Origin of the sequence: Schaalia cardiffensis, from assembly GCF_016405145.1 — a bacterium.
In the GTDB taxonomy this organism is placed as follows: Bacteria; Actinomycetota; Actinomycetes; order Actinomycetales; family Actinomycetaceae; genus Pauljensenia; species Pauljensenia cardiffensis.
The window spans coordinates 103,875-124,231 of the sequence record NZ_JAEKIA010000003.1 but is presented as its reverse complement, the minus strand read 5'-3'; the positions used below and the strand labels follow the sequence as shown (position 1 = coordinate 124,231).

Below are 20,357 nucleotides of genomic sequence, written 5' to 3'. Positions count from 1 at the left end.
CGATACCACCGGGTCCCGGCGCATCCGCCCCTGCGCGGCACCTCAGGCGACACGCACCCTTTAAGCGAGTGCTACTCCGAAGAGAGACCCCAAAGCGTAGGTGAGCGCTGCGGCTCCAAAACCGATGAAGAGCTGACGGAATGCGCGCGGCGTCGGCGGCTGGCCGGACAGGACTCCAACGACCCCGCCCGTCCCCAAAAGCGCAAGGCCCACGATTCCTGTGGCCATCGCGGCGGCGAGGCCGACGGGCACGAGGCCGATCAGAGTGAGGAGATAGGGGATCAGCGGGAGGAGAGCCCCAATCGCGAAGAAGCAGAAAGAAGATGCGGCTGCATGCCAGGGCATGCCGATCTGCTCTCCGGCCCCCGCTTGAGTGGTGTTCCCGCCCTCGAGCGCCGCGCGAACGGCGATCTGCCCTGTTTCTGAGAGCGCGGGGCGTGAGATCTGGCGGAAGACCTTTTCGGCGTGAGCATCCGCTTCCTCGGGACTCTCACCCCGGGCGCGGAACACGAGAGCCAATTCATTCGCATTCACGTCGAGGTCGGGCACTGCCTGGTGTGCTTCAGGGTCTGGGATGGAGGCGTCGAGGAGTTCTCGCTGACTCTTCACCGATACCCATTCCCCGGCGGCCATCGACAAAGCGCCAGACAGCAGGCCGGCCACACCGGTCGCGAGGACGAGGCGCGGTGCCATTCCAGTGGCGGCGACTCCCATTACGAGGGCGAGGTTCGATACCAAGCCGTCGTTCGCTCCGAACACCGCAGCACGGAAGGTGCCCGCGAGTGCTTCGCGTGAGCGGGCTGTGAGGCCGCGGATCACTTCCCCGTGAATGTGTTCGTCGGCGGCCATTTGTGCGGTCGCGTCGGCGTCAAGGTCGTAGGTGGTGCGTTGCTCTGCGCGCTGCGCCATCGCGAGGATGAAGATCGTGCCGAACATCTGCGCCAGCCACGCGGACAAGCGGGTTCGCATGGGTGGGCGGGGCGCGGGCAGGGCTCGTTCTTGGAGGAGGGCGAGCCAGTACTCCTCGTGGCGGCGCTCGGCGTCTGCAAGTTGGAGGAGGATCTCACGCTCCCAGCCGGTTCGGCGTTCCGCGAGCGCCCGATAGGTGCGAGCCTCCATCCGCTCTTCAGCGAGGTGTCGACGCCAACGGCGAATCTGCTGGCGAGTCGGCTCCGAACGGTGGGCTGAAGTCGAATCGGAGGAAACTCCTTGAGCGGTATTGCCCTCGTGTCCGGACGGAGAGGAGGCAGTGGAAGGAGGTGTTGGGATCGTCATGCGCTCAGCGGCTGTTTGGGCCCTCGTCCTCGAAGCGCAGATCGACCTCACGAGGGGTGGCGGGCGCGCCGAAGAGGCGTTCCTTTACCGCGTCCGCGACCTTGTCGGTGACGCGCTCACCCTGGGCGCGAACAATGTTGGAGACTTTCTCACCGGCGCTGTCCAGAGGCTTGGCGACCACGGGGAAACGACGAATCTTCGAAGCGGCGAGGCGGATTCTTTCGTATTGTTCGCGGCCCGCGCGAGTGCCGAACACGTATCCGGCGCCCAGTCCAAGAAGCAGTCCGAACTTGGTTCCCATGAGTTCTCCTCGTCATATCTGTAGCGGGGCGACGCCCAATCGTCGCCCATGCACGGGGCGTGAATCCGCTTTAAGCCTAGCGGCCTTGGCGCCGCTCTTCGATCCCGCAGTGCTCTCTTCTCAATCGCCCAGACTTCTCACCTGCTCCCAGCGTTTCCTCGCTCCTGGAGCCTGCGAGGAGCGGGCGACGCAGGTTACTCATGTGCGCTGAGCGAGAAACCTCTTTGCCTCGTCGAAAGTGACCGCTACCGTAAAAGGATGGTTGAAACGAGGATCCTCACTCCCCGCGGCGTCACACTTGCAGGAACTTTCGTATCGCCGGTCGATTCGGTGGACGCGGCGGTCCTCTTCTCCCACTCTTTCCTCGCTGATCGCCATTCCGCTGAGCATTTTGACCGTCTCGCACGCCAGTATCGCGCCGCCGGATACGCGACCCTCGAGTTCGACTACTCGGGGCATGGGCAGTCTGGTGACGAGATCATCACCCTTGACGCTGAGGTTGAGGACCTGCGCGCAGCTTCGGGATGGCTCGCCGATCAGGGGTACTCGCGTCAGATCGTGCACGCGCACTCTTTCGGGGCGAGCGTCGCACTGACTGCAAGGCCGAAGGCTGTTCTTACTTACATTCTCTCCTCGCCTCGGATCGGACCGATGTCGGTGGACTGGAGGCAGATCTTCTCTGAGGATCAGCTGGCCGATCTCGAACAGATCGGTGCGACCACGATCCCCGATGATTCCGCGTCCATGAGGCGACAGTTCACGATTTCGAAGCAGACTCTCGCGGACTTGTCGATGGGTGATGCCAATAAGCTTCTCGATGGGCTCGATAAGCCGACGCTCATCATTCACGATGCGACGGATGCAGAATTCGGGCTTTTGGAGATGACGCAGGAGGCCTTCCCTCTTCTACCCGACGGCTCTCGCGTGGAGGTCGCGCAAGACGCGTTCTTCGGGGAGAGCATCAACGTCGAGGCTTTGGACGCCCCCTCCCTCGAATGGGTGAAGCGCTGGGTGCCTGTCGTGCGCGGACGGTGATGTGGGGGCGCCCAGCCGTTCCATTCGACCAGTTGCGGCCCCTTCACACCCCATTCAAGCACCGAACCCCGCCCCAGGTACGAGACCTCCGAGGAGGCCAGGGACTCCGGGGCTTGCGCACCACCCGGGAGCCCCTCAGAACCTCGGATATGAACTCTGTGGATTGACATAACTCAAATGAGTTAAACATAACTCGCCCTTAATATGAGATATCTTTGATAAGAATCTCATCAAACAGGCAATTGGGGGTGCTTCCATGGATTCCCTGGCAGACCGCGCACGATCAGCTCTCGCCCGCCTCAACCTCGAAGGAGGAGACCGCCTCGATGTCGAGGCGAAGACCTTCTCCGAGTACTCCCCCCAAGCCCTCGGCCCCAGCCTCTCGGCGCTCGCCAACCTGCCGGGCGGCGGCCTCATCCTCCTCGGCATCGATGAACGACAAGAGGACCCCCTCGTCGGCCTATCCCCCGCGGTCGCAGCCGATTACGCGCGACGCGCCTCAGATCAGGCTCGAAAAGGATTCACCCCGCCGATTTCCGTTCGAGTCGAGTGCGTTGAAGTCTCAGGAAAGACCCTCGTCGCAATCGAGGTCGAAGAAGCTCCCCTGTCGAAGAAGCCCTGCGTCTGGAACAAGTCAGGCAAGGCCTACGTTCGCGTCTTCGACGGGGACGAAGCCATGTCCCGCGAGGACGAACAACAGTTCATCCGCCGAAGGGAACGTCCGCGCGACGACATCGCTCCCGTTCCCGGAACGACGATCCACGACCTCGACCCGGACGCTCTCGCCTCGTTCATCGCATCGGCGAGGGAAACGACACCGCGATTGAGAAACACGAGCGACATAGACATCCTCCGCCTCCTGAACGTCCTTACTCGGGACGGCGAGACTACCGTCGCAGGCCTGTACGCACTCGGCTTATACCCTCAGCAATTCCTCCCTCATCTGTTCCTCAGCGCCGCAGTGACCGATCAGGGCCTCCTCACCGAAGGAGCACGGTCGCGCGCTCGCCAGGACCTCACCGGGTCTATCCCTGACATACTCGACGAGGCTCTCGACTGGGTCGCCCGAGTCCTCGGGGCAACAGAAGTCGTGACGCACGACGGACGGGGGGTGAGGGAGTACCCGCTTCCGCTTGAGGCCGTTCGCGAGGTCGTTGCAAACGCACTCGTCCATCGTGATCTCTCACCCGCAACGGCCGGAGTTCCGGTCGATCTCCGATTCACGGAACGTGGGCTTGTCCTGACAAGTCCCGGCGGATTATGGGGCATTAGCCTCGATCGGCTCGGGCGCGGTCGTTCTGCTGTCAACGAATACCTGTACACGATCTGCAGGCACGTGAGCGGGCGGCATGGGCGCGTCATCGAAGCTCTCGGCACGGGAATCCGGGCGACCCGCGACGCGCTGGAGAGCGCCGGTCTCACTCCGCCAGTCTTCATTGACGACGGCCTCCGTTTCACCGTGCTCTTCCCGAATCACGCGTTGCATTCGGACGACGATCTCGAATGGCTCGCATCAGTCTTTGCTCCACTCGAGCTTTCGCCTCGCCAGCGCGAAGCGCTCCTCCTCATGCGCAGAGGCGGTCCCATCGCCAATTCCGACTATCGACAACGCTTTGGGGTCGATTCGGCGACGGCGCGACGCGAGCTCATGGAGCTGGTCGATCACGGTCTCGCCGTTCGAAGTGGTACCAGGCGCGGAACCCGATACTCCCTGGTGGCACAGGACATGAATCCATCTTGATCCGTCCCCTTCACACCCCTCCAGGTGCCGAACCCCGGCTTCACACCTATTTAGGTGCCGAACCCCGCCTCAGGTCCTCGACCTCCGAGAAGCTCAGGAACTCTTCGACCGCCTCCACGACTCGCGGGTCATCGCGCCACGAACGAGTGCCGAACACGCTCGTCGAAACACTTGCGATCCGGGCGGCGAAGGCGATGAGTCTTGAGGGGTCTTCCAGGATTTCACGCCCTTCCTCGTGCAGGATGCCGAGCGCCCAGGCGAAAGCCCCGTGGAAGATGTCACCGGCGCCGAGGGTGGACAGTGCCTCGACCTCGTCGACGGCAGTCGTGCCCTGTCTCTCGTCCCAGACCCATTCAACGGGTTCGGGGCCGCGGGTGCGCACCACGCGCGTAATACCGAAGCCGCGCAAGAATCCTGCGACGCCGTGAATCTCCGGGCGTTCGAGCAGGGGCGGACAAAAGTCTGCTGACACCACAGCCACATCCACGAGAGGAAGGAGCGGCACAAACCATTCCTTCCAGGAACCTCCATCCAATATCCGCAGGTGAGAGGGCTTTTCTTCAAGACGCGCGAAGGGGTCTTCGCCCACCCCGCCCTCAGGGGCGACTCCGACGCCAAGAACGAGATTCGCGAGGGAAGGGTTGTGCCCATCAACGAGCACCACATCCGGACTGCCCACCTTGTCGAGGGCTTCGGCGAGGAGTGCCTCCCCTTTTTCAGCATCCACGCTGATCCGCGCGTTCGTTGAGGCGACCATGCGCCCTCCCGGATGTTCAATGATGGAGGAGATCGCCGGTGCGCTCACGGGCGAATCGGCTGCGCTCGCGTCGAGCACGCTCACCCCGCACCCTTCAAGGTCGGCGGCGAGGATGCCCGCGATCGTCCCCTCCCCCACTGCGCTGAGCAAAGTGATTGACGAGGCTGGGGCGCAGGAAGGCATGGGCCGGAGGGATTCGAGGGCCGCGATCGTCACGGCAGCGTTCGTGGCTGGCCCTCCTGCAGACATCGCGTGATTCGTTGAGGTGGTCTTCCTCGTCGTGTCCGGCTCGTGGTCGAGCGCATGAATGACGTCAAGGGTCGTCAGGCCTGCGAGAAGGGCGTGCATGGAAGTATTGTCGCCGATTCGTCGTAGATGTGATCCCTCACGCCGATGGCGAGTGCGAAGAGCCAATCATCGTCATCGAAATGCCGCGAGCTTATGAGACAGTTTCAAGGGCCGGGGCCGAAGCTTGCCCGCTGAGTCTGAGCATCAGATCAACCTTGTCGGAGGAAACGGTACGTACCCTGCCTACCCGATGATCTCGTACCTTCGCTGAGATGCGAAATTCCCATCCGAGATTGGCTAATCCCTTTCGCGCTCCTCACGAACGATGTCCCCTGGATCCGCCGGGTCTGCTTCACGAGCGCAGCGATCCTCACACACAGTTCCTCCGGAATTCGGACTGAAACCGCGCGGGAAAGAGTCACAGACATGACTACACATGTAAACCATGTCACCGCTGTTGTCATACAGATTGGAGACTTTCGGTGTCAAACAACAAGAGTCCGGACACCTGGGCACAAATTTTCCGCAATAGTAGCGACTGTCTCAGGAAAGGATTTCTCGTTAGAGGGGATCACCTCCAGCCCCTATTCTCACTCTGAAATCTTCATGTAGTGGACGCTAAAATCTGATCTGACAAGTCGAAACTCTTGATGATTTCGCCCGAAGGTAAAGGGGTTATCGCCCGGTTTCTGCCAGATATCAAGCCCCTTGCCTAGATCAATCCTCCACCCATGGTCAGTTTCGATTCGGCGATCATGGATTGAATCGTCGAATTTCACGTTGAAGTAGATGCCTTCAGCCTCCGAAGCGACCTTGATGTCGCGAAGCATGAGGAGTTGATGCTTCTGGAACTCTTCTTTGATGTCACGTGAAGTCACGAGGAGAACCTCGATCTCATCAGCGTCATCTTTCACTGAGGCAATGAGGCTGAGAAGATCGGCAAGGTTCCTTCCCTGGTGTGGCAGCCGAATGTACGGATCAGTAATCCGAATCCTCGTCACTCCTGTGAGGTAGGGCAGAAGGAGTTTCCTGTAACTCACACCCTTCTGACCCGCAGCGAAGTCGCGATGTCCCTCTTTCGGTTCTTCGTCATCAGCGATTCGAAGCTCCATCTGAGGGGTCTGAGCCTGGTCCCCGGCACCACCACTCAGCGCCGAGAAAGACCCCGGCATTGCCGTGTTCTCGACGGATTCTTCCCCGAGAAGCGACCAACTCCTGCGGTAAAGGTGGGGATATTGGCGTTCTTCAAGGGAGATGACCTCATGCCAGCTCCCCTGCCGATCCATGTATCGGAAGTGCACGGGAGTATCACGCATCGTTGCGTCGATCCGCAGGATTGAGTCCTTCACGCGCTTGCGTCCTTCGATCGCGTATTCGAGCAGCACTCGCACCTCGTTTTCGCATGCCCGTCCACTCGGGTGAATGAGCTTCATGAGCCCTGAGAAGGTCTTACGAATTCCATCTTGGTCGCGAGTCGACAAGGAGGAGTCGAGTGTGAAGAACTCACTGTACTTGTCTGAGAAGTCGGTCGAGCGCATTGATCGAAGGATCTCAGCAAGGTAGTCGACGATGAAGCCGTAGCCGTTGGAGAACATCTCCGATCGGATTGGAGCGACTTCCCAGCCGGGGATGTAGTGGTGAATCCGGTCGAGCCATGCGGGATCACGGTAGGCGTTGGGCAGTTCGTCGAAAAGGTCAGAGTTTTTCAACATATAGGGGACTGTGTGGGTCGTGTTCCCGATGAAAGCCATTGAGGCTTCGGCGCCGTAAATGCTTGTCCCGCGGGAGAAGGACTTGTTTGCCAGGTAGTTCTTCATCACATTGACGAGGTTCTGATCAGTCCGCTTGTTTGCTGCGAACTCGTCGAAGGCGATGCAGTCCCAATAGCCGACAAGGCCGATCCGCCCATTGGCGTTGTTGACGAAGAGTTTTGCAACGGTCACCTCGCCACCTGAGACGAGGATCCCGTTGGGTGAGAACTCGCTGAAGGTGTGCGACTTTCCGGTCCCTTTCGGTCCGAGTTCAACGAGGTTGTAGTTCCTTTCGACGAAGGGGATAAGGCGCGTGAGTGCGATGAGTTTGCCTCGATCGGTGAACTGTTCAGGGTTGAGTCCGATCGACTGTATGAGCAGATCAATCCATTCGCCTGTCGTGAAGGCTTGCCGGGTTTCGAGATAGTCCTCGAAATCAGCGGTAGCGACCTGAATCGGTTTGAGTGAGGAGAGAATCCACGGTACGAGCTTTGCATCATCGGAATGGAAGTAGTCGATGTCGCAGATGCACCACACGCCTCCGACGAGGAGCTTTGGGTTCCTCTTTACTGTTCCGTCATCGATAATCACCCCCTTGAGTTGGAGGTTCTCGAAGGATGCTTCGTGAACGTCATTCTTCTCGTTGAGGATGACGCTCACTTTGTCGATGATGCGATGCCGTCCCTTTCGTCGGATCTCCGACTTCACGAGCTCCGCCTCGTTCCGGTTTCACGTAGTGGGTGGCGAGGATCTTCCGGACCGTGTCGATGCCCGAGAGAATCGTTGCTTCGTCGTCGGAAGCCGCGTACTGGGCGAGCAGGTATTCGAGGACGTATGACGGGACAACGGCATTCCCTCGGACAGCTTTGACGAGGTCCTTGCGGACGACCCTGCCGGGGAAGTGCTCGTTGATCTTTTCATCGAGCGCGGACTTCACTGGCGTGCTCGCGGTCTGCTCACCCGATTCCGGGATCCCCACGGTATCGGGAGAGTCGTTAAAAGAGCTCATCGCGTCTCCTAGAAGTCGAAATCGGTCGTGAATGATCGCCGCAGTGTGTAGTTCGCGGTCGAGAAGGTTCGCCACTGCGTGGTGTTGGGGATCGGCTCCTCAAGTCGCAGTTCGACACCGCGGCGGTTGTATTCGTCAGCATCCTGGGTGAGGTAGAGGACGGCATTCTGGTACCGGTCGTGCTGGTTGTCTGAGGTGGAGTCAAAAGTAAGAATTGGCTGGTCGGAGATGAGGACGTCGCCGACGTAGATGCCGAGTCGTACGCGCAACGGTTGGATCTTGTCGGTGACGGCTTCGCGTTGGATGAGTTTGACGGAGAGCTGTCCTGTCGTGATTTTGTCGGTCTCCGGCATGAGATCGACGGCGACGGAGCGAACATCGCTCTTGCGTTTCTTGTTCACCGCAATGACGGGTACGACGATCTCCTGGAGGGAGGCACCTCCGTGGACGTAGCGCGTGCCCTTCCCGGGTTGCGGGATCCGGTGGATGGATTTGGGGATCTGGATGTCAAGGTCCCCATCGATTCCCGCCTGCTCGGCAGTGAAGGTCATGAACGACGAGGACGGGCGCAAGTTCTTGCCGAGGGCGAATCGACGGGTCGAGTAACTGACTTCATCGCCCTGGGGCTTTTCGGAGAGGAAGTAGGACTTTTCGAGCGGGCTGTCCTGGTAGAGGAATCCGTGGTCAGCGGTGATGAGAATGTTCGTCGCGTTGGCGTTGGTCCATCTCTTGAGGAGTTTAATGAGTTCGTTCATTGCCCGGTCCGAGGCCTCGAAGACTCCTTGTTCTGTCGTGGCATCATCGCCGGTCGCGTCAATGACGTTGTGGTAGACGTAGATGAGCTGGTGGGCCTTGTAGAGCTCGCGCAGTTCCTCGCTCGTCATGGTGAGGACATCTTGCGCACTGATCGCGGTTCCCTTGGCCTTCTGGAGGATCTTCGCACGGTTCGCCGTCCCGTCGGTACGACGTCCATCCGCGTAGACGGGTGTTCCGCTCGGATCGACCTTGAGACTCTTGTGAGGGAGCAGGGCCGCCATCCCGAGCTGCGTGTAGCTGGGGAGGGACCCGAGGACGGCACCGAGTTCGGCGTCGAAGCGGTCCTCGGATCGGATCTTTGAGGCGAGTTCCTCGGCGATCTCGTAGCGAAGGGCATCGGAGATGATGACGACCGCTTTGGAACGACCGGCGAGAAGTGGAGCAACGCACTCGTCGTAAAAACGTCGCTGGGGCGACAGGGCGGGTGTCTTCCACTCGTGGAGAGTGTCGAGTGCGGCCTGCCAGGCGTTTCCGAGGGCGTAAAGGTACTGGTTCGCGTACTGCTTGTCGATCTCATCCTTGAGGCCGGTGAGAGGCTTCTGAAACTCAGCGGATCTCCAGGCGACGATGAAATGCCGGTAGTGCTGGTCAATTCGGAACCATTCGGCCTGATACTTCGCCAGCCCGTCGGCGACCGAGCCGATGGTATCGGGGAGTTTGACGATCGCCGCGAGAAGCTCGGAGGCACTCTGAAGGGCTGTGTAGAGGGATTCATATTCCTTGTACCACAGGCCGTTACGACGCTGACGGACGAGGGCAGCGACATCGCGCGGGCCCATCCTCCGCTGAATAACTGCGGCTGTAAGGTCGGTGATGATCTTCTGCTCAATCTCCTCGAAGGTTGTGCGGTCCTGGAGGTCATCAAGGCTCAGGTTCTCGATCTTCGAGGCAACGCCGAGGCTTTGCGCGGCACGAGTGGCGAGAGTTGTCATCGCTTCACGCGTACGAACGTCGTAGACGAGGTTCTGGTAGTCGTTGCGAATGTTGCGATAGGCGTCGGGAGTGTCCGAGGAGAAGTTGTGCATCGCACGGGCGAACATCCAAAGGATGAAGTCGTCGACGGTTGGCGCTTCACTCCGGTAGCCGTATATTTCGTGCAAGCCTGTCCAGAAGAAGTCGCCAAGACCGTAGGCCATGAGTTCGTCGAATTTTGCGTGCCCATCGGCGGCAGCTTCGAGGAGGATCTCCCGAGTAATGTCGGAGAGACGATGGCTGGAGGACTTGAGGAGCACCTGGCACATCTTCGTCCGAAGGAGTGCCGGATCATCGCCTTCTGCGAGCAGCTTCGCGAGTGCTTGCTTGCGGGCGGCCGCCATGAAGAACTTCGTGTGGGACTCGATGACGGGGAGGAGCAGCGGGTCCTCGATTCCGAGCTCCTGCTGGATGATCGAGGTTTTATCTGCGACGAAGACGCCGTGGGCGAGTTCCTGGTCGAGCAACCAATTTCCGGTACCTGCAGGGCTCTCGTCAGTGCGGTAGACGAGGTACTTGCTCTCACGGTCAGTGAGCAGGCGGTGTTTGATGCCGAACTCATTGCCTTCTACCCGCAGAAGCACGACGCCCTCGGGAACGTAAACCTCGACGCTATCGCTATATTCCCCTACGCCATCGTGCCAGAAGAGGATCCGTTGAGTTTCAAAGCGTCGGCTCAGGTGCCGGGTGATCTGATTGCTCATTCGTAATTCTCCATCTTCTGTTCGAGCTCACGTAGGGCTCGAGCATCGTCCTCGTCAGCGGCGAGCGCCTCCTGCCGCCGACGTTCGGCATCGAATGCGGTGTAGCGATCTTCGGCGAGTGCTTTCGCGACCTTTGCGCTCACTGTGCCCGCATGGGTGAGGAGTTCGCGCTCGTTGAAGCTGAGGAAGGCGTCGAGGCGTTCTTCCCAGTCGCGCATGGTCATCGCCTGACGTCGCTTCGCCTGGTCTTCTGCGTAGTCGAGGTACATGGTGACAATGCGGTCAAGCTCCGCAATCTCAGCTGTTTGGAGGTAGTTCTTGGCCGTCACCACGTCGCGTTTCCGCACGATGCTTCCGCTCCACGAGGTGAGGCCCATGTTTGACCCCGCAGGGTCGGAACGCAAAGAGATGATCTCCGCTGCGGTGTGTCCTGTCACGGCCCAGAGCATCTTGTTTTGGACTTTCGCGAAGAAGGCTTTCGCAGCATCGCTCGACGGGGCGTAGTCGATCGCTGTTGCGTAGAGGTCACGAACCTTCTGGTAGAAGCGTTTCTCCGAGGCTCGGATGTCGCGAATGCGTTCCAACCATTCGTCGAAGTAGTCCCAGCCATCTGAGCCTTTGAGTTTCGCGTCGTCCATGGCGAAGCCTTTGACGAGGTATTCCTTGAGAACGCTCGTCGCCCACTGCCGGAATTGGACCGCGCGAGGAGTCGTCACGCGGTAGCCGACAGCAAGGATCATGTCGAGGTTGTAGACCTTGAGCTGCCGTCGGACGTCTCGCTCGCCTTCTCGACGAACTGTTAACTCTGAGTGAATAGTTGCCTCGGTGACTTCTCCGTCCTTAAGAACACGTCCGATGATCTGAGCAACGTTGGGGATCGAGGTTCCATACAGCTCCGCCATTTCGGCTTGAGTCAGCCATACCGTCCCCTCCGAGGCGCGCAGTTGCATCTGCGCCCCGTCGTCGGTGTTGTAAAGGATCACTTCGCCGTTCATCCGCTCACCCCAGGTTTTGGTCGGCTGTCTGCTTTTTCGAGCCCTTTGATGCGCTTGAGGGCATCCCCGAACTTCGGGTAGTTGCTCCGCACGCCATCGTCGAGGTCGATCTCAATGTTCTCGGTTGCCTTCGGGAAGAGGACGTCGTGCTCATACTCACTGAGCTCAATGAGGACTGCGCGTATGCGATCCGCCTCCTTCGCATCATTGTCGCGCTCGGCACGGGCAAGTGCAGACTCGAGCTTGGTCACGTACTCGCGCAGGTAGGTGAGGACTCGGGACACCGTTGAGGGCGTGTAGCGGTGCATGTAGATGAGCGCATTGAACGATCCCTTGGGACTGGAGAAGAGCCAGTAGATCGGCCGTTTCTTGTAGCGATGGACGTGGTCGTCATAGAACTTCGAAGAGGCTCCCTTTTTGGAAGACTTTACGAAGTATTCGCGCAGGTCTTTAAGTCCGAGGAGGTTAAGGATGTAACGGAGATTCTCCTCGAAGTGCTCGTCACCAAAGACTGTGCGCAGGAAGAGCCGGAAGCGTTCGACGATGTCGTCTTCGAACCAGTCAGCGTCAAGTACAGGAATGACGTTATCCGCATCCGGCATGAAGCTCGGTGCGGGGATCTTTTCAAGATAGTCTTCGATGGTCGCCCCTTGGTCGGCGAGGATCAGCCCTGGAGCGTCCAGGCTGTAACGGCCGAACATGCATCCGACCGCATAGGAGATGAGGTCAACGATCGCAGACTGTGCGAAGAGGAGGTCACGTTCTTCGGGTGTTTTGTTCGGCCAGCGGAAGGCGGAATTGTTCGTGAGAGATACTCGTTCAAGCGGTACATGGGAAGGTACTTCGTCCTCAAGTCCGTAAAGTCTGGCGACGGCCTCGTTGTTCTCAATTTCGAGCCGACGCTGTTCGAGGGAGCGCTGCTTCCATTCTTCGCGATGTTGGGCAACGATCTGTTCGAGAGCCTTCACTGATACCTCGCGCGGGTTCGTCGGACGGCGGATCCCATGTTCTTCAACGAAAAAACTGGTCGGGGTAGCCATTCGGGTAGCCGATCGATACGCCAAGGTTACCTGCCTAATCCGAGCATTTCAGCCGACGCTGTGAGGGCTGCTCGGGTCCGGCTGCGGTCAGTGTGCAGGTAGGTCTGGGTGCTGAGAATCGTCGAGTGACCGAGAATCGCTTTGATCGTTGTCTCGTCAACGCCGCTGGCAAGCAAGAGGGTGGCCGCAGTGTGCCGCGCTTCGTAGAGCAGGGGGCGCCTCTTTGTCCCATCGGGCAGCGTGACCTTGACCCCTGCCTCGTCGACGATCTCGTACCACTGGCTCCGGTCGAATTCTGCGGAACGTGGCGCCCCATCCTCCTTTGGCCAGACGAGGTTATGCGGAGATGGGACTTTTCCCTTCCAGGTCGTGAGCTCATCGACGAGGGCGGGGGCGAGGGGCACGACGCGGGTGCCGGCACGGGTCTTGGGGCGCACGAGATGGTAGGCGCCTTCGAGGCGCCGGGATTCGAAGCCCCTGGGAACACGGAAGCCGCTCGCTGGATCTCTGTGCCTCCTATACGGCAGGGCTTTGAGCTGCCAGGCGAGGATCATTGTTTCCGTATCGAAGTCGATCTGCTCCCAGGTGAGTCCGAGGGCTTCCGCGGGGCGCAGCCCTTCGACGAGGGCGGCGATCCATCGTGAGCTGTCGGGGCGAGTCTTAGCGATGTCGAGGATCCGCATGGCTTCCTCGACGCTCAGGGCCTGACGGGGGGGGATCTTCCCACGCCGGGACTGCTTGCGTCGCGTTTCCGGTGACTGACCTGGTATCCCTCCGCCACGGCGTCGGCGAGCATCTTCTTGAGCACGACATGGGTGCGTTGCATTGTGGGGAGCGCGAGTCCTTGCTCCTCTTGAGCTCGCGCTACAGCACGAATATCAGCCGGTGTGAGGACATCGAGCCTGATGTGTCCGATGACGGGAATGATCCATCGTCGGATCGAGGATTGGTCGGAAACGAAGGTGCCGGGTCGGACGATGCGTTGCCTGTGTTCAAGCCATTCGTCTGCCCATCTTTTGACGCTGATCGACGTGAAGGATGCTGTCGGCCCCTCCACCGCAATGCGCTGCTGCGCCTGGATAAGTCGAGCGCGTACTTCGGCTTCCGTGCGGGCTTTGAAGGTGATTCGACGACGTTTTCCTGTCGCCGACCATCCCACTTCTATCGCTGCGACCCATTGGCCGCGTGAGTTCCGATAGATGGATCCCGTTCCTTTTCGTCGAGGTCGTCGTTGTCCCATGGTTTTCATGATGGGAAGCGCCGATCCGTGGGGGTAGCCATGGGGGTAGCCATCTACCTCAGCACTGGCGTGACGAAGACCAGGATGCTCCCCGGGATCCGGTACTGCACTCTCCGAACGAGTCACGGTTCATGAAAGAGACCTATCCGACCGGGAAGGCAGATCTTATGACGGCCTTCATGCTTCGCTCACAGATGCTGACGAAGCCTGGCGGCACCTGGACGATGATCAATCTCCCGTCGTGGATGTCTCTCAAGTCCTTTGAAACTCTGCGGCAAGATCTCCTTGCCACTCAACGCATCGCTACGATGGTGCATCTTGGTCGCGGAGTCTTCGGGTCAGACTTCGGCACCGTCGCCTTCGTCATTGACAATCGAAACGCAGTAGGGCTTCACGGTGTCTACCGACGTTTGTTCGAGCAGCACGTCGAAGTCCGATCTGTTGAAGTCATCGAACAGTTGTTCCGTGACATCGAGTACAACAGATTCGAAGTCTCGCAAGAGGACTTCGGGGCGATCCCAGGGTCGCCGATTGTCTACGGCTCAGTGAAAAAATGCGCGCGACGTTCAAAGAGGGGCAGCCCCTTAGTGAGGTTGCGAACCTGCGGCAGGGACTTGCAACAGCAGATAACAATAGATTTCTGAGGGAGTGGTGGGAGGTTGCGATACCTCGCATCGCCTTCGCTTGCACGTCGCGTGAAGCCGCCGCTCGAAGCGGAGCACGCTGGTTCCCGTACAACAAGGGGGGCGAGTTTCGAAAGTGGTACGGCAACCAAGAGTTCGTCGTCAACTGGGAAAACGACGGAGAAGAGGTTCGCGCTTTCGGAACTGAAAATGGGGGTCACTCTCGATCACGACCACAGAACACGGACACCTATTTTTCACCGTCTGTGCAAACCGAGATCGCACGCCGACGTGAACTCGGGGCCCGGGCGAACTGGTCCATAGAAACTGTGGCGTTGACGTCGAAGATCAAATGCGTTGCCTGCGACTGTTCGTTTGTGCGCAACGTACGCAATCCGAAAAGCCAAAACTCAATCTCCACCGAGCACTGGATCTGCACCGAACGGAAGAAAGGCCGCAAAACCGGATGCGGCACCTGCGAGATCTCTGACACGGCACTCAAAGGCTTCATCGCTCAAGTCCTTGACATCGTGGCCTTCGACGAAGAGGTGTTCAACGAGCGTATCGACCACATCGACGTGCAAGGAAAAGACCACTACACGTTCCACTACACCGATGGCACCAGCAGCTCCCACACGTGGCGACCAAACCTGAAGAAGAGCTCGTGGACCCCAGCAAGAAAAGCCGCCTGGGGTGAACTCGTGCGTGCCCGCTGGGCCCAAGCCAAAAGGCTCGGGTTAGACAACCCACGGCAAGCACCAACACCACCAGAAGCATTGGCAAAGTACCGGGCTGTGGCCAAGGCAGAGGCTGAGCGCCTGCGCGCCGAGCGAGGCGAACGCTAAATGGCCCGCACCGTCACAGCAATCCCCGCCATCCGAGCTCTCCACACTGGTGCTCCACTTGGACAGACAACCCTGCGCAGGGTCGCCGGGTACGCCCGCGTGTCCACCGACCACGACGATCAGGTGACGTCCTACGAAGCCCAAGTCGACTACTACACCCGCTACATCAGCGACCACGCAGGCTGGCAGTTCGTCAAGGTCTATACCGATGAAGGCATCACCGGCACTTCCGCGAAAAAGCGTGCCGGTTTTCAGCAGATGGTGACCGACGCGCTCGACGGCAAGATCGACCTGATCATCACCAAGAGCGTGTCTCGTTTCGCCCGCAACACCGTCGACTCGCTCACCACCGTTCGAGCCCTCAAAGACAAAGGCGTGGAGGTCTTCTTCGAGAAAGAAGGCATCTGGACCTTCGACGCCAAGGGCGAGCTCCTCATCACCATCATGAGCTCCCTGGCGCAAGAAGAAGCCCGCTCCATCTCAGAAAACGTCACCTGGGGACACCGCAAACGCTTCGCCGATGGCAAGGTCACCGTCCCATACTCTCGGTTCCTCGGATACGACACAGGCGAAGACGGCAGCCTCGTCATCAACCCCGAGCAAGCCAAAACTGTGCGCCGGATCTACAACATGTACTTAGGCGGCATGTCCATCGGCACGATTGCCCGCACCCTCACCGACGAACCAGAAACCTTCACCGCCGCAGGCAACAAGACCTGGCATTACCAATCCATACGAGCCATTCTCACCAACGAGAAATACAAGGGTGACGCTCTCCTGCAAAAATCGTACATCGCTGACTACCTGACGAAACGTCAAGTCATCAACCAAGGCGAAGTACCCCAGTACTACGTCACCGCCAGCCATGAGGCGATCATCAGCCCCGCAGTGTGGGATTTCGTCCAAGCCGAAATAGCTAAAGGCGCTAGAGATCAGCGAACCCAGCACCGCACCCGCCCCTTCTCATCGACCTTCGAGTGCAGCCAGTGTGGACACTTCTTCGGCTCGAAAACCTGGCACGCGGGCAGTAAGTACGAAAAGGTCATCTGGCGGTGCGGCCACAAATACGCAGGCCAGGAAAAATGCGCCACCGGGCACATCAGCGATCAACGACTCAAGGACATGTTCCTGGAGGCCATTCGTCTTCGATTCGGCTCACCGACCGACACCGGCGTCAACCAAGCCGTTCTCGACGCCCTCGACACGAGTGACCTGGAGGTTGAGGCCGCCGGGCTTCTCGCTCAGATCAACGAGGTGGCCAAGAAGCTCCAATCGATGATCGCCCACAACGCACGAGTCGCTCAAGACCAGCAAACCTACGAGAAGGCGTTCAACGCTAGCCACGAACAGCACCAGGCGCTGTTAGCTGAGCACGCTGCCGTGGTCGCCGAGATACAGAACAAGAACAACCGACTGGCCGCCTACCACTACTACAGGCAGGAGACCGCCAACCTTGATCTCGAACAGTTGGTCTTCAGCCCACACCTCTGCGTAGTTTTGCTCGTTAAAGGCGTCGTCGACGTCGACGGCAATGTCACCTTTCAATTCCGCGACGGCAGCACCCAAGTGGTCGCCATCAAGTCGTAACTTGGGACGGTGTCAGGGTGTGACTAGAGTTGCCACTCCTTAATCAAGACCTCAATAAGTTCTTCCTGACGTCGGTTGATAACACTCGGAGTCCACACCGGTTCTCCGAGTACCTGCGTGGTGAGTGCGAACACCGCCACTCCTTTCCCGGACTTGAAGTACTTCTCTTTCTTAACGTCGAAGTCGTAATTTGCAGCGCTGGAGTTTTTCCGTCGGTTGAGCAGCAGTAGGTTCCCGAGGCGATGGGTCCACGTTGTGGCATCTTCCTCAGTGAAGTTTGAGGCCCACTGGCTATCGGGATTGATGGTTTGGGGCAGAACGTGCTCGACCGAGATGATCTTGTGGTCGTAGGTAGCTCCCGGGTCATCAGCCAGCACGGAATCCAGCCGTAGTAACACATACTTGTGAACACGCGCGTTCAAGTAGATGTCCCCATCGAGGCGTTTCATCGTCTCTGCTCGTTCAATGTCGGTGAGTTCGAAGCTATACGAATCCAGACCATGACCATCAGCGAGCTGTTTGAGTAGCTCCATGTAACGCATCTGACGTGGCGTCGCGTAGACCCGGCGGACAAGCATGCTGGCAGCAAGGCGTTCGAGCTTGCTGAAGAACGCGACTAGGAATTCGGGGTCTTCGCCGTGCTCGGTGATCGCCCACAAAGCTGGGGGACGCCAGTCATCGTTGTCGAGTTGAGCTAAACGCTTTAGCCAATTGTTGACCTGCTCCCAAAGCGGGTCATCTCCTTGGAAGTCTTGAGCATTCAGGCGAATGTCTGCTTTGGCATACGGCTCTAGAACTTCCTTTATGAAGCCGCTTCCGTTGTCCGGCAGATAGACGTTGAGAACCTGCTCAGGGAATTCCTGCAACAGACTCTTGACACTTCGCATGCGTGCTTTAATCGCACGAATATAAAGGAACAGATCTCCGAACTCATCGCGGCCCAGATCTTCCTCAAGGCGTTCCCACCGGTCAGCGTAATTCTTCTTCTGGCCTTCAGGGATCGCGCCGATGATCTGGGACTTGAAAATATCCTGGGGCGACAAAGGCAGTCCCCGAGCGTTCATCACCGAGAAAATGCGATACGCACTGTTCAAGTCAGGAGTTGCAACGATGACCAAGAATGCTCGTCGTGCGATGAGGCGAAACAGATCTTTGCGCAGTTCGGGAGTAAGGTTCTGCAACTCCTCGTAGAGTGCCTTGGCGTTGTCGCGCAGACCGCGCTGGGCGTCCGTCTCCGGGATGTTGTTGCTCAGTCCAACCAACCCGAGAGTGCTGCCCTGCTGTTGGACATATTCTAAGAAGAACTGGTTGTCGCGTGGACGTAGCGCCAAGCGGGGTCGCGCAGCCTTGTCTTCCCAGCCAACGGCCGGTTCCTCAATGAGCCTGTGGATGTCTCTACGCAATTCGTCATCGGTAGCCAGGTCTCGTAGAAGCGAAAGCAGAAGGGTGAGGGTAGTCAGTCGTTGCTGCCCGTCGATGACCTCAGCGCGGGGGTTGTTAGGGTCTTTGACCAAGACGACGGAACCAAGGAAGTAAGGATCATCGGTGTCACGCTCCAACGCCCCAAGCAAGTCGGAAAGGAGCTGCAGGGTTTCCTCGACGCCCCAGGCATAAGGGCGTTGGTATTCAGGGATGACAAACTCGTAGTCTCCATCGTTTAGTAGCCTGCCGACGCTTATTTCCTTTGCATCAAGCTGCCTATTTTCGCCAGTCATTACTTGCCCCTAAGTCGTCGGTTGGATGGCATTCTCTCAAATTGACATGGATTGCGGAGTGAACCAGTCAGGCGGCTAAATCGTAGTTCGCGCGCTTTTGTATCCAGCGTGTCATAAAAGTTTCAATGACGGAGATCTCCTCAGGAGAGGAGATACGGAGAAAGTCCCTCTCCTCGTCGACCGGCTCGATGTAGTACTCCATCCGCTCGATCAGTGCCGACCCCGGATGGTTGAGCATCCACAATCGCCCGATCGAATTCTCCGCGAGATAGCGGACGATCCAATGAGGAGTGAAGAGCTGAGTAGCAGCAGGGATCTCATCGGCGCCGACCTTCTTTTTCTTCTTGAAACCAGCGAAAACCTCATCTTTGCGCTCCGAAATATAGAACTGGTAGAGCCAGCCAATCACCTCGACGTCTTCGCACACCTCAGGTGTCAACACAGCGCACGCGCGATCAAGGAGCGCTCCCTCGGCCAGAAGACTCCTCGGAATGAGCAACTCAGAAAAATCGCCCTCGCGCTCGAACATTGACGGCATCGCGCGATTCCAGAAACGGCAGTAGCTCCTCAGAAGGAGAGCGTACGCCTCAGCGCCCGGACTCGGCAAGACAGAACCGCTGAGCAGCCCGAAGACTGTCGCCGCCTCTGAAGCCTTCACAACCTCGCTGTCAACCTGGCCACGTTTCGCAAGAGCGAGCACCTCAGGCTGACCAACTTGATCGGCTGCCGGTGAGACGACAGCGATCCCCGTGTAGCCGTTCGCATCCATGAAACGCAGCGCGCTGACCCGGTTGAACCACAAATACGCAGCTCGGTCGACAACGTGCTTGCGACCGTTGTGACCTCCACCCGCTTGAGCGATCGCGTCCTCAAGGGAATTGACGATCGACGGATGCTCGACCTGCTCGGAAGATCCCGGGGCGAGCACCGCAGTGAGGCGCGCATCGACCTCACGGAGGAGCTCCTTGCGCGCAGATGTAGCGAAAGACTTCAAAGGTGCAGTCTCCATCAGAGTACGATTCGCTTCCCGTCATCAAGAGTGGACATGAGTGCCCTGCGCAGGGCCGCAAGATATGCGTCAACGTCGGCGGCCGTGTCGAGGATTCCCGAACCGCTCTTGGCACTGATCGTCGCAATCGAAACGACGGACTTCACCGGAGCCAGCTCCTGTCCGTCATCGTGAGTGGATGCGTCGAGGCGCTCAATCATCGCCGTGTACCGATCGCGTTCGAAAGCCGATTGAGTCTGATGAATCATCGAAATATCGCTTTGCCGTGACACCGACTCAATCACACAATCGATCTCGGTGACGACGCTCCTGCGTGCCGACTCATCGGCGCGCTCATAGTAGGCACTCGCGAGAAGCTCCTCCCGTCGGTCGGCAATAGCCGCAATGACCTCCTCGCGCGCCTCCCGTACATGGTCATCGACCCGCCACAACGAACTCCTTCACAAAGACCCTGTTGCAACCACCACTAGAACCTAGAGACTTCACGGGAGTATCACCGATCAACGATACGGAAGACCGATGTACACGACGAGACCGTGGGAGATTGACACCACGAATACGCAAGTCCGTCACTCGACGCACCGCGACCTCGCCCGACATTCAAAAAGATGAGGCGAGCGCCCCGGCCTGTGCACCGTCTTCGTCACGACCGCG

The 20,357-nt window shown here is 58.9% G+C and carries 18 protein-coding genes; 5 read left to right on the top strand and 13 right to left on the bottom strand.

Annotated features, from left to right (window positions below; all coding sequences use genetic code 11):
- Positions 1–60: 60 nt before the first annotated feature.
- Complete coding sequence (locus JFX23_RS02815; RefSeq protein WP_233050531.1) at positions 61–1,119, bottom strand: VIT1/CCC1 transporter family protein; 1,059 nt, start codon at positions 1,117–1,119, stop codon at positions 61–63.
- Positions 1,120–1,279: 160 nt separating this feature from the next.
- Entirely contained in the window at positions 1,280–1,576 is a 297-nt protein-coding gene (locus tag JFX23_RS02810) for a YtxH domain-containing protein (RefSeq protein WP_198775625.1), read from the bottom strand.
- A 258-nt stretch (positions 1,577–1,834) separates the two neighbouring features.
- Between JFX23_RS02810 and JFX23_RS02805 the strand changes: the two genes are divergently transcribed.
- Positions 1,835–2,611: an alpha/beta hydrolase gene (locus tag JFX23_RS02805; RefSeq protein ID WP_198775624.1), complete on the top strand. Its 777-nt coding sequence runs from the start codon at positions 1,835–1,837 to the stop codon at positions 2,609–2,611.
- Between the two features lie 256 nt (positions 2,612–2,867).
- Complete coding sequence (locus JFX23_RS02800; RefSeq protein ID WP_198775623.1) at positions 2,868–4,352, top strand: RNA-binding domain-containing protein; 1,485 nt, start codon at positions 2,868–2,870, stop codon at positions 4,350–4,352.
- Between the two features lie 46 nt (positions 4,353–4,398).
- Here the strand turns inward: JFX23_RS02800 and JFX23_RS02795 are convergent, their stop codons facing one another.
- The 8 genes from JFX23_RS02795 to JFX23_RS02760 all read right to left on the bottom strand — a co-directional run bounded on the left by JFX23_RS02795 (position 4,399) and on the right by JFX23_RS02760 (position 13,924).
- Entirely contained in the window at positions 4,399–5,457 is a 1,059-nt protein-coding gene (locus tag JFX23_RS02795; RefSeq protein WP_198775622.1) for a PfkB family carbohydrate kinase, read from the bottom strand.
- Positions 5,458–5,987: 530 nt separating this feature from the next.
- Complete coding sequence (gene brxL / locus JFX23_RS09575; protein ID WP_198775621.1) at positions 5,988–7,856, bottom strand: BREX system Lon protease-like protein BrxL; 1,869 nt, start codon at positions 7,854–7,856, stop codon at positions 5,988–5,990.
- Entirely contained in the window at positions 7,780–8,157 is a 378-nt protein-coding gene (locus JFX23_RS09480) for an anti-phage BREX system Lon protease BrxL (protein ID WP_198775620.1), read from the bottom strand. The genes brxL and JFX23_RS09480 overlap by 77 nt, the downstream gene beginning before the upstream one ends.
- Before the next feature lie 8 nt (positions 8,158–8,165).
- Positions 8,166–10,649, bottom strand: a complete 2,484-nt coding sequence (gene pglZ, locus JFX23_RS02780) for a BREX-1 system phosphatase PglZ type A (RefSeq protein ID WP_198775619.1) — start codon at positions 10,647–10,649, stop codon at positions 8,166–8,168.
- On the bottom strand, positions 10,646–11,644 hold the full coding sequence (locus tag JFX23_RS02775; RefSeq protein WP_198775618.1) for a virulence RhuM family protein: 999 nt from the start codon (positions 11,642–11,644) through the stop codon (positions 10,646–10,648). The genes pglZ and JFX23_RS02775 overlap by 4 nt, the downstream gene beginning before the upstream one ends.
- A complete protein-coding gene (locus JFX23_RS02770; RefSeq protein WP_198775617.1) occupies positions 11,641–12,684 on the bottom strand; it encodes a BREX-1 system adenine-specific DNA-methyltransferase PglX in 1,044 nt (347 codons plus the stop codon). The genes JFX23_RS02775 and JFX23_RS02770 overlap by 4 nt, the downstream gene beginning before the upstream one ends.
- 26 nt (positions 12,685–12,710) lie before the next feature.
- A complete protein-coding gene (locus JFX23_RS02765) occupies positions 12,711–13,367 on the bottom strand; it encodes a tyrosine-type recombinase/integrase (RefSeq protein ID WP_198775616.1) in 657 nt (218 codons plus the stop codon).
- Between the two features lie 14 nt (positions 13,368–13,381).
- Positions 13,382–13,924, bottom strand: coding sequence for an N-terminal phage integrase SAM-like domain-containing protein (locus JFX23_RS02760; protein WP_198775615.1), 543 nt, complete (start codon positions 13,922–13,924; stop codon positions 13,382–13,384).
- A gap of 131 nt (positions 13,925–14,055) precedes the next feature.
- Between JFX23_RS02760 and JFX23_RS02755 the strand changes: the two genes are divergently transcribed.
- The 3 genes from JFX23_RS02755 to JFX23_RS02745 all read left to right on the top strand — a co-directional run bounded on the left by JFX23_RS02755 (position 14,056) and on the right by JFX23_RS02745 (position 16,979).
- The gene (locus JFX23_RS02755; protein ID WP_198775614.1) at positions 14,056–14,568 is read left to right on the top strand and encodes an Eco57I restriction-modification methylase domain-containing protein; all 513 of its coding nucleotides are present in this window, start codon (positions 14,056–14,058) and stop codon (positions 14,566–14,568) included.
- A 314-nt stretch (positions 14,569–14,882) separates the two neighbouring features.
- Positions 14,883–15,392 carry a hypothetical protein gene (locus JFX23_RS02750; protein ID WP_198775613.1) on the top strand — a complete coding sequence of 170 codons (510 nt, stop codon included), beginning with the start codon at positions 14,883–14,885 and terminating at the stop codon, positions 15,390–15,392.
- Positions 15,393–16,979, top strand: a complete 1,587-nt coding sequence (locus JFX23_RS02745) for a recombinase family protein (protein WP_198775612.1) — start codon at positions 15,393–15,395, stop codon at positions 16,977–16,979.
- 23 nt (positions 16,980–17,002) lie between these two features.
- Here the strand turns inward: JFX23_RS02745 and JFX23_RS02740 are convergent, their stop codons facing one another.
- The 3 genes from JFX23_RS02740 to JFX23_RS02730 all read right to left on the bottom strand — a co-directional run bounded on the left by JFX23_RS02740 (position 17,003) and on the right by JFX23_RS02730 (position 20,134).
- Complete coding sequence (locus JFX23_RS02740) at positions 17,003–18,694, bottom strand: DUF262 domain-containing protein (RefSeq protein WP_198775611.1); 1,692 nt, start codon at positions 18,692–18,694, stop codon at positions 17,003–17,005.
- Between the two features lie 67 nt (positions 18,695–18,761).
- Positions 18,762–19,703 carry a BREX-1 system adenine-specific DNA-methyltransferase PglX gene (locus JFX23_RS02735; protein WP_198775610.1) on the bottom strand — a complete coding sequence of 314 codons (942 nt, stop codon included), beginning with the start codon at positions 19,701–19,703 and terminating at the stop codon, positions 18,762–18,764.
- Positions 19,703–20,134: a hypothetical protein gene (locus JFX23_RS02730; protein WP_198775609.1), complete on the bottom strand. Its 432-nt coding sequence runs from the start codon at positions 20,132–20,134 to the stop codon at positions 19,703–19,705. Before JFX23_RS02730 ends, JFX23_RS02735 begins: the two co-directional genes overlap by 1 nt.
- Between the last annotated feature and the right edge of the window lie 223 nt (positions 20,135–20,357).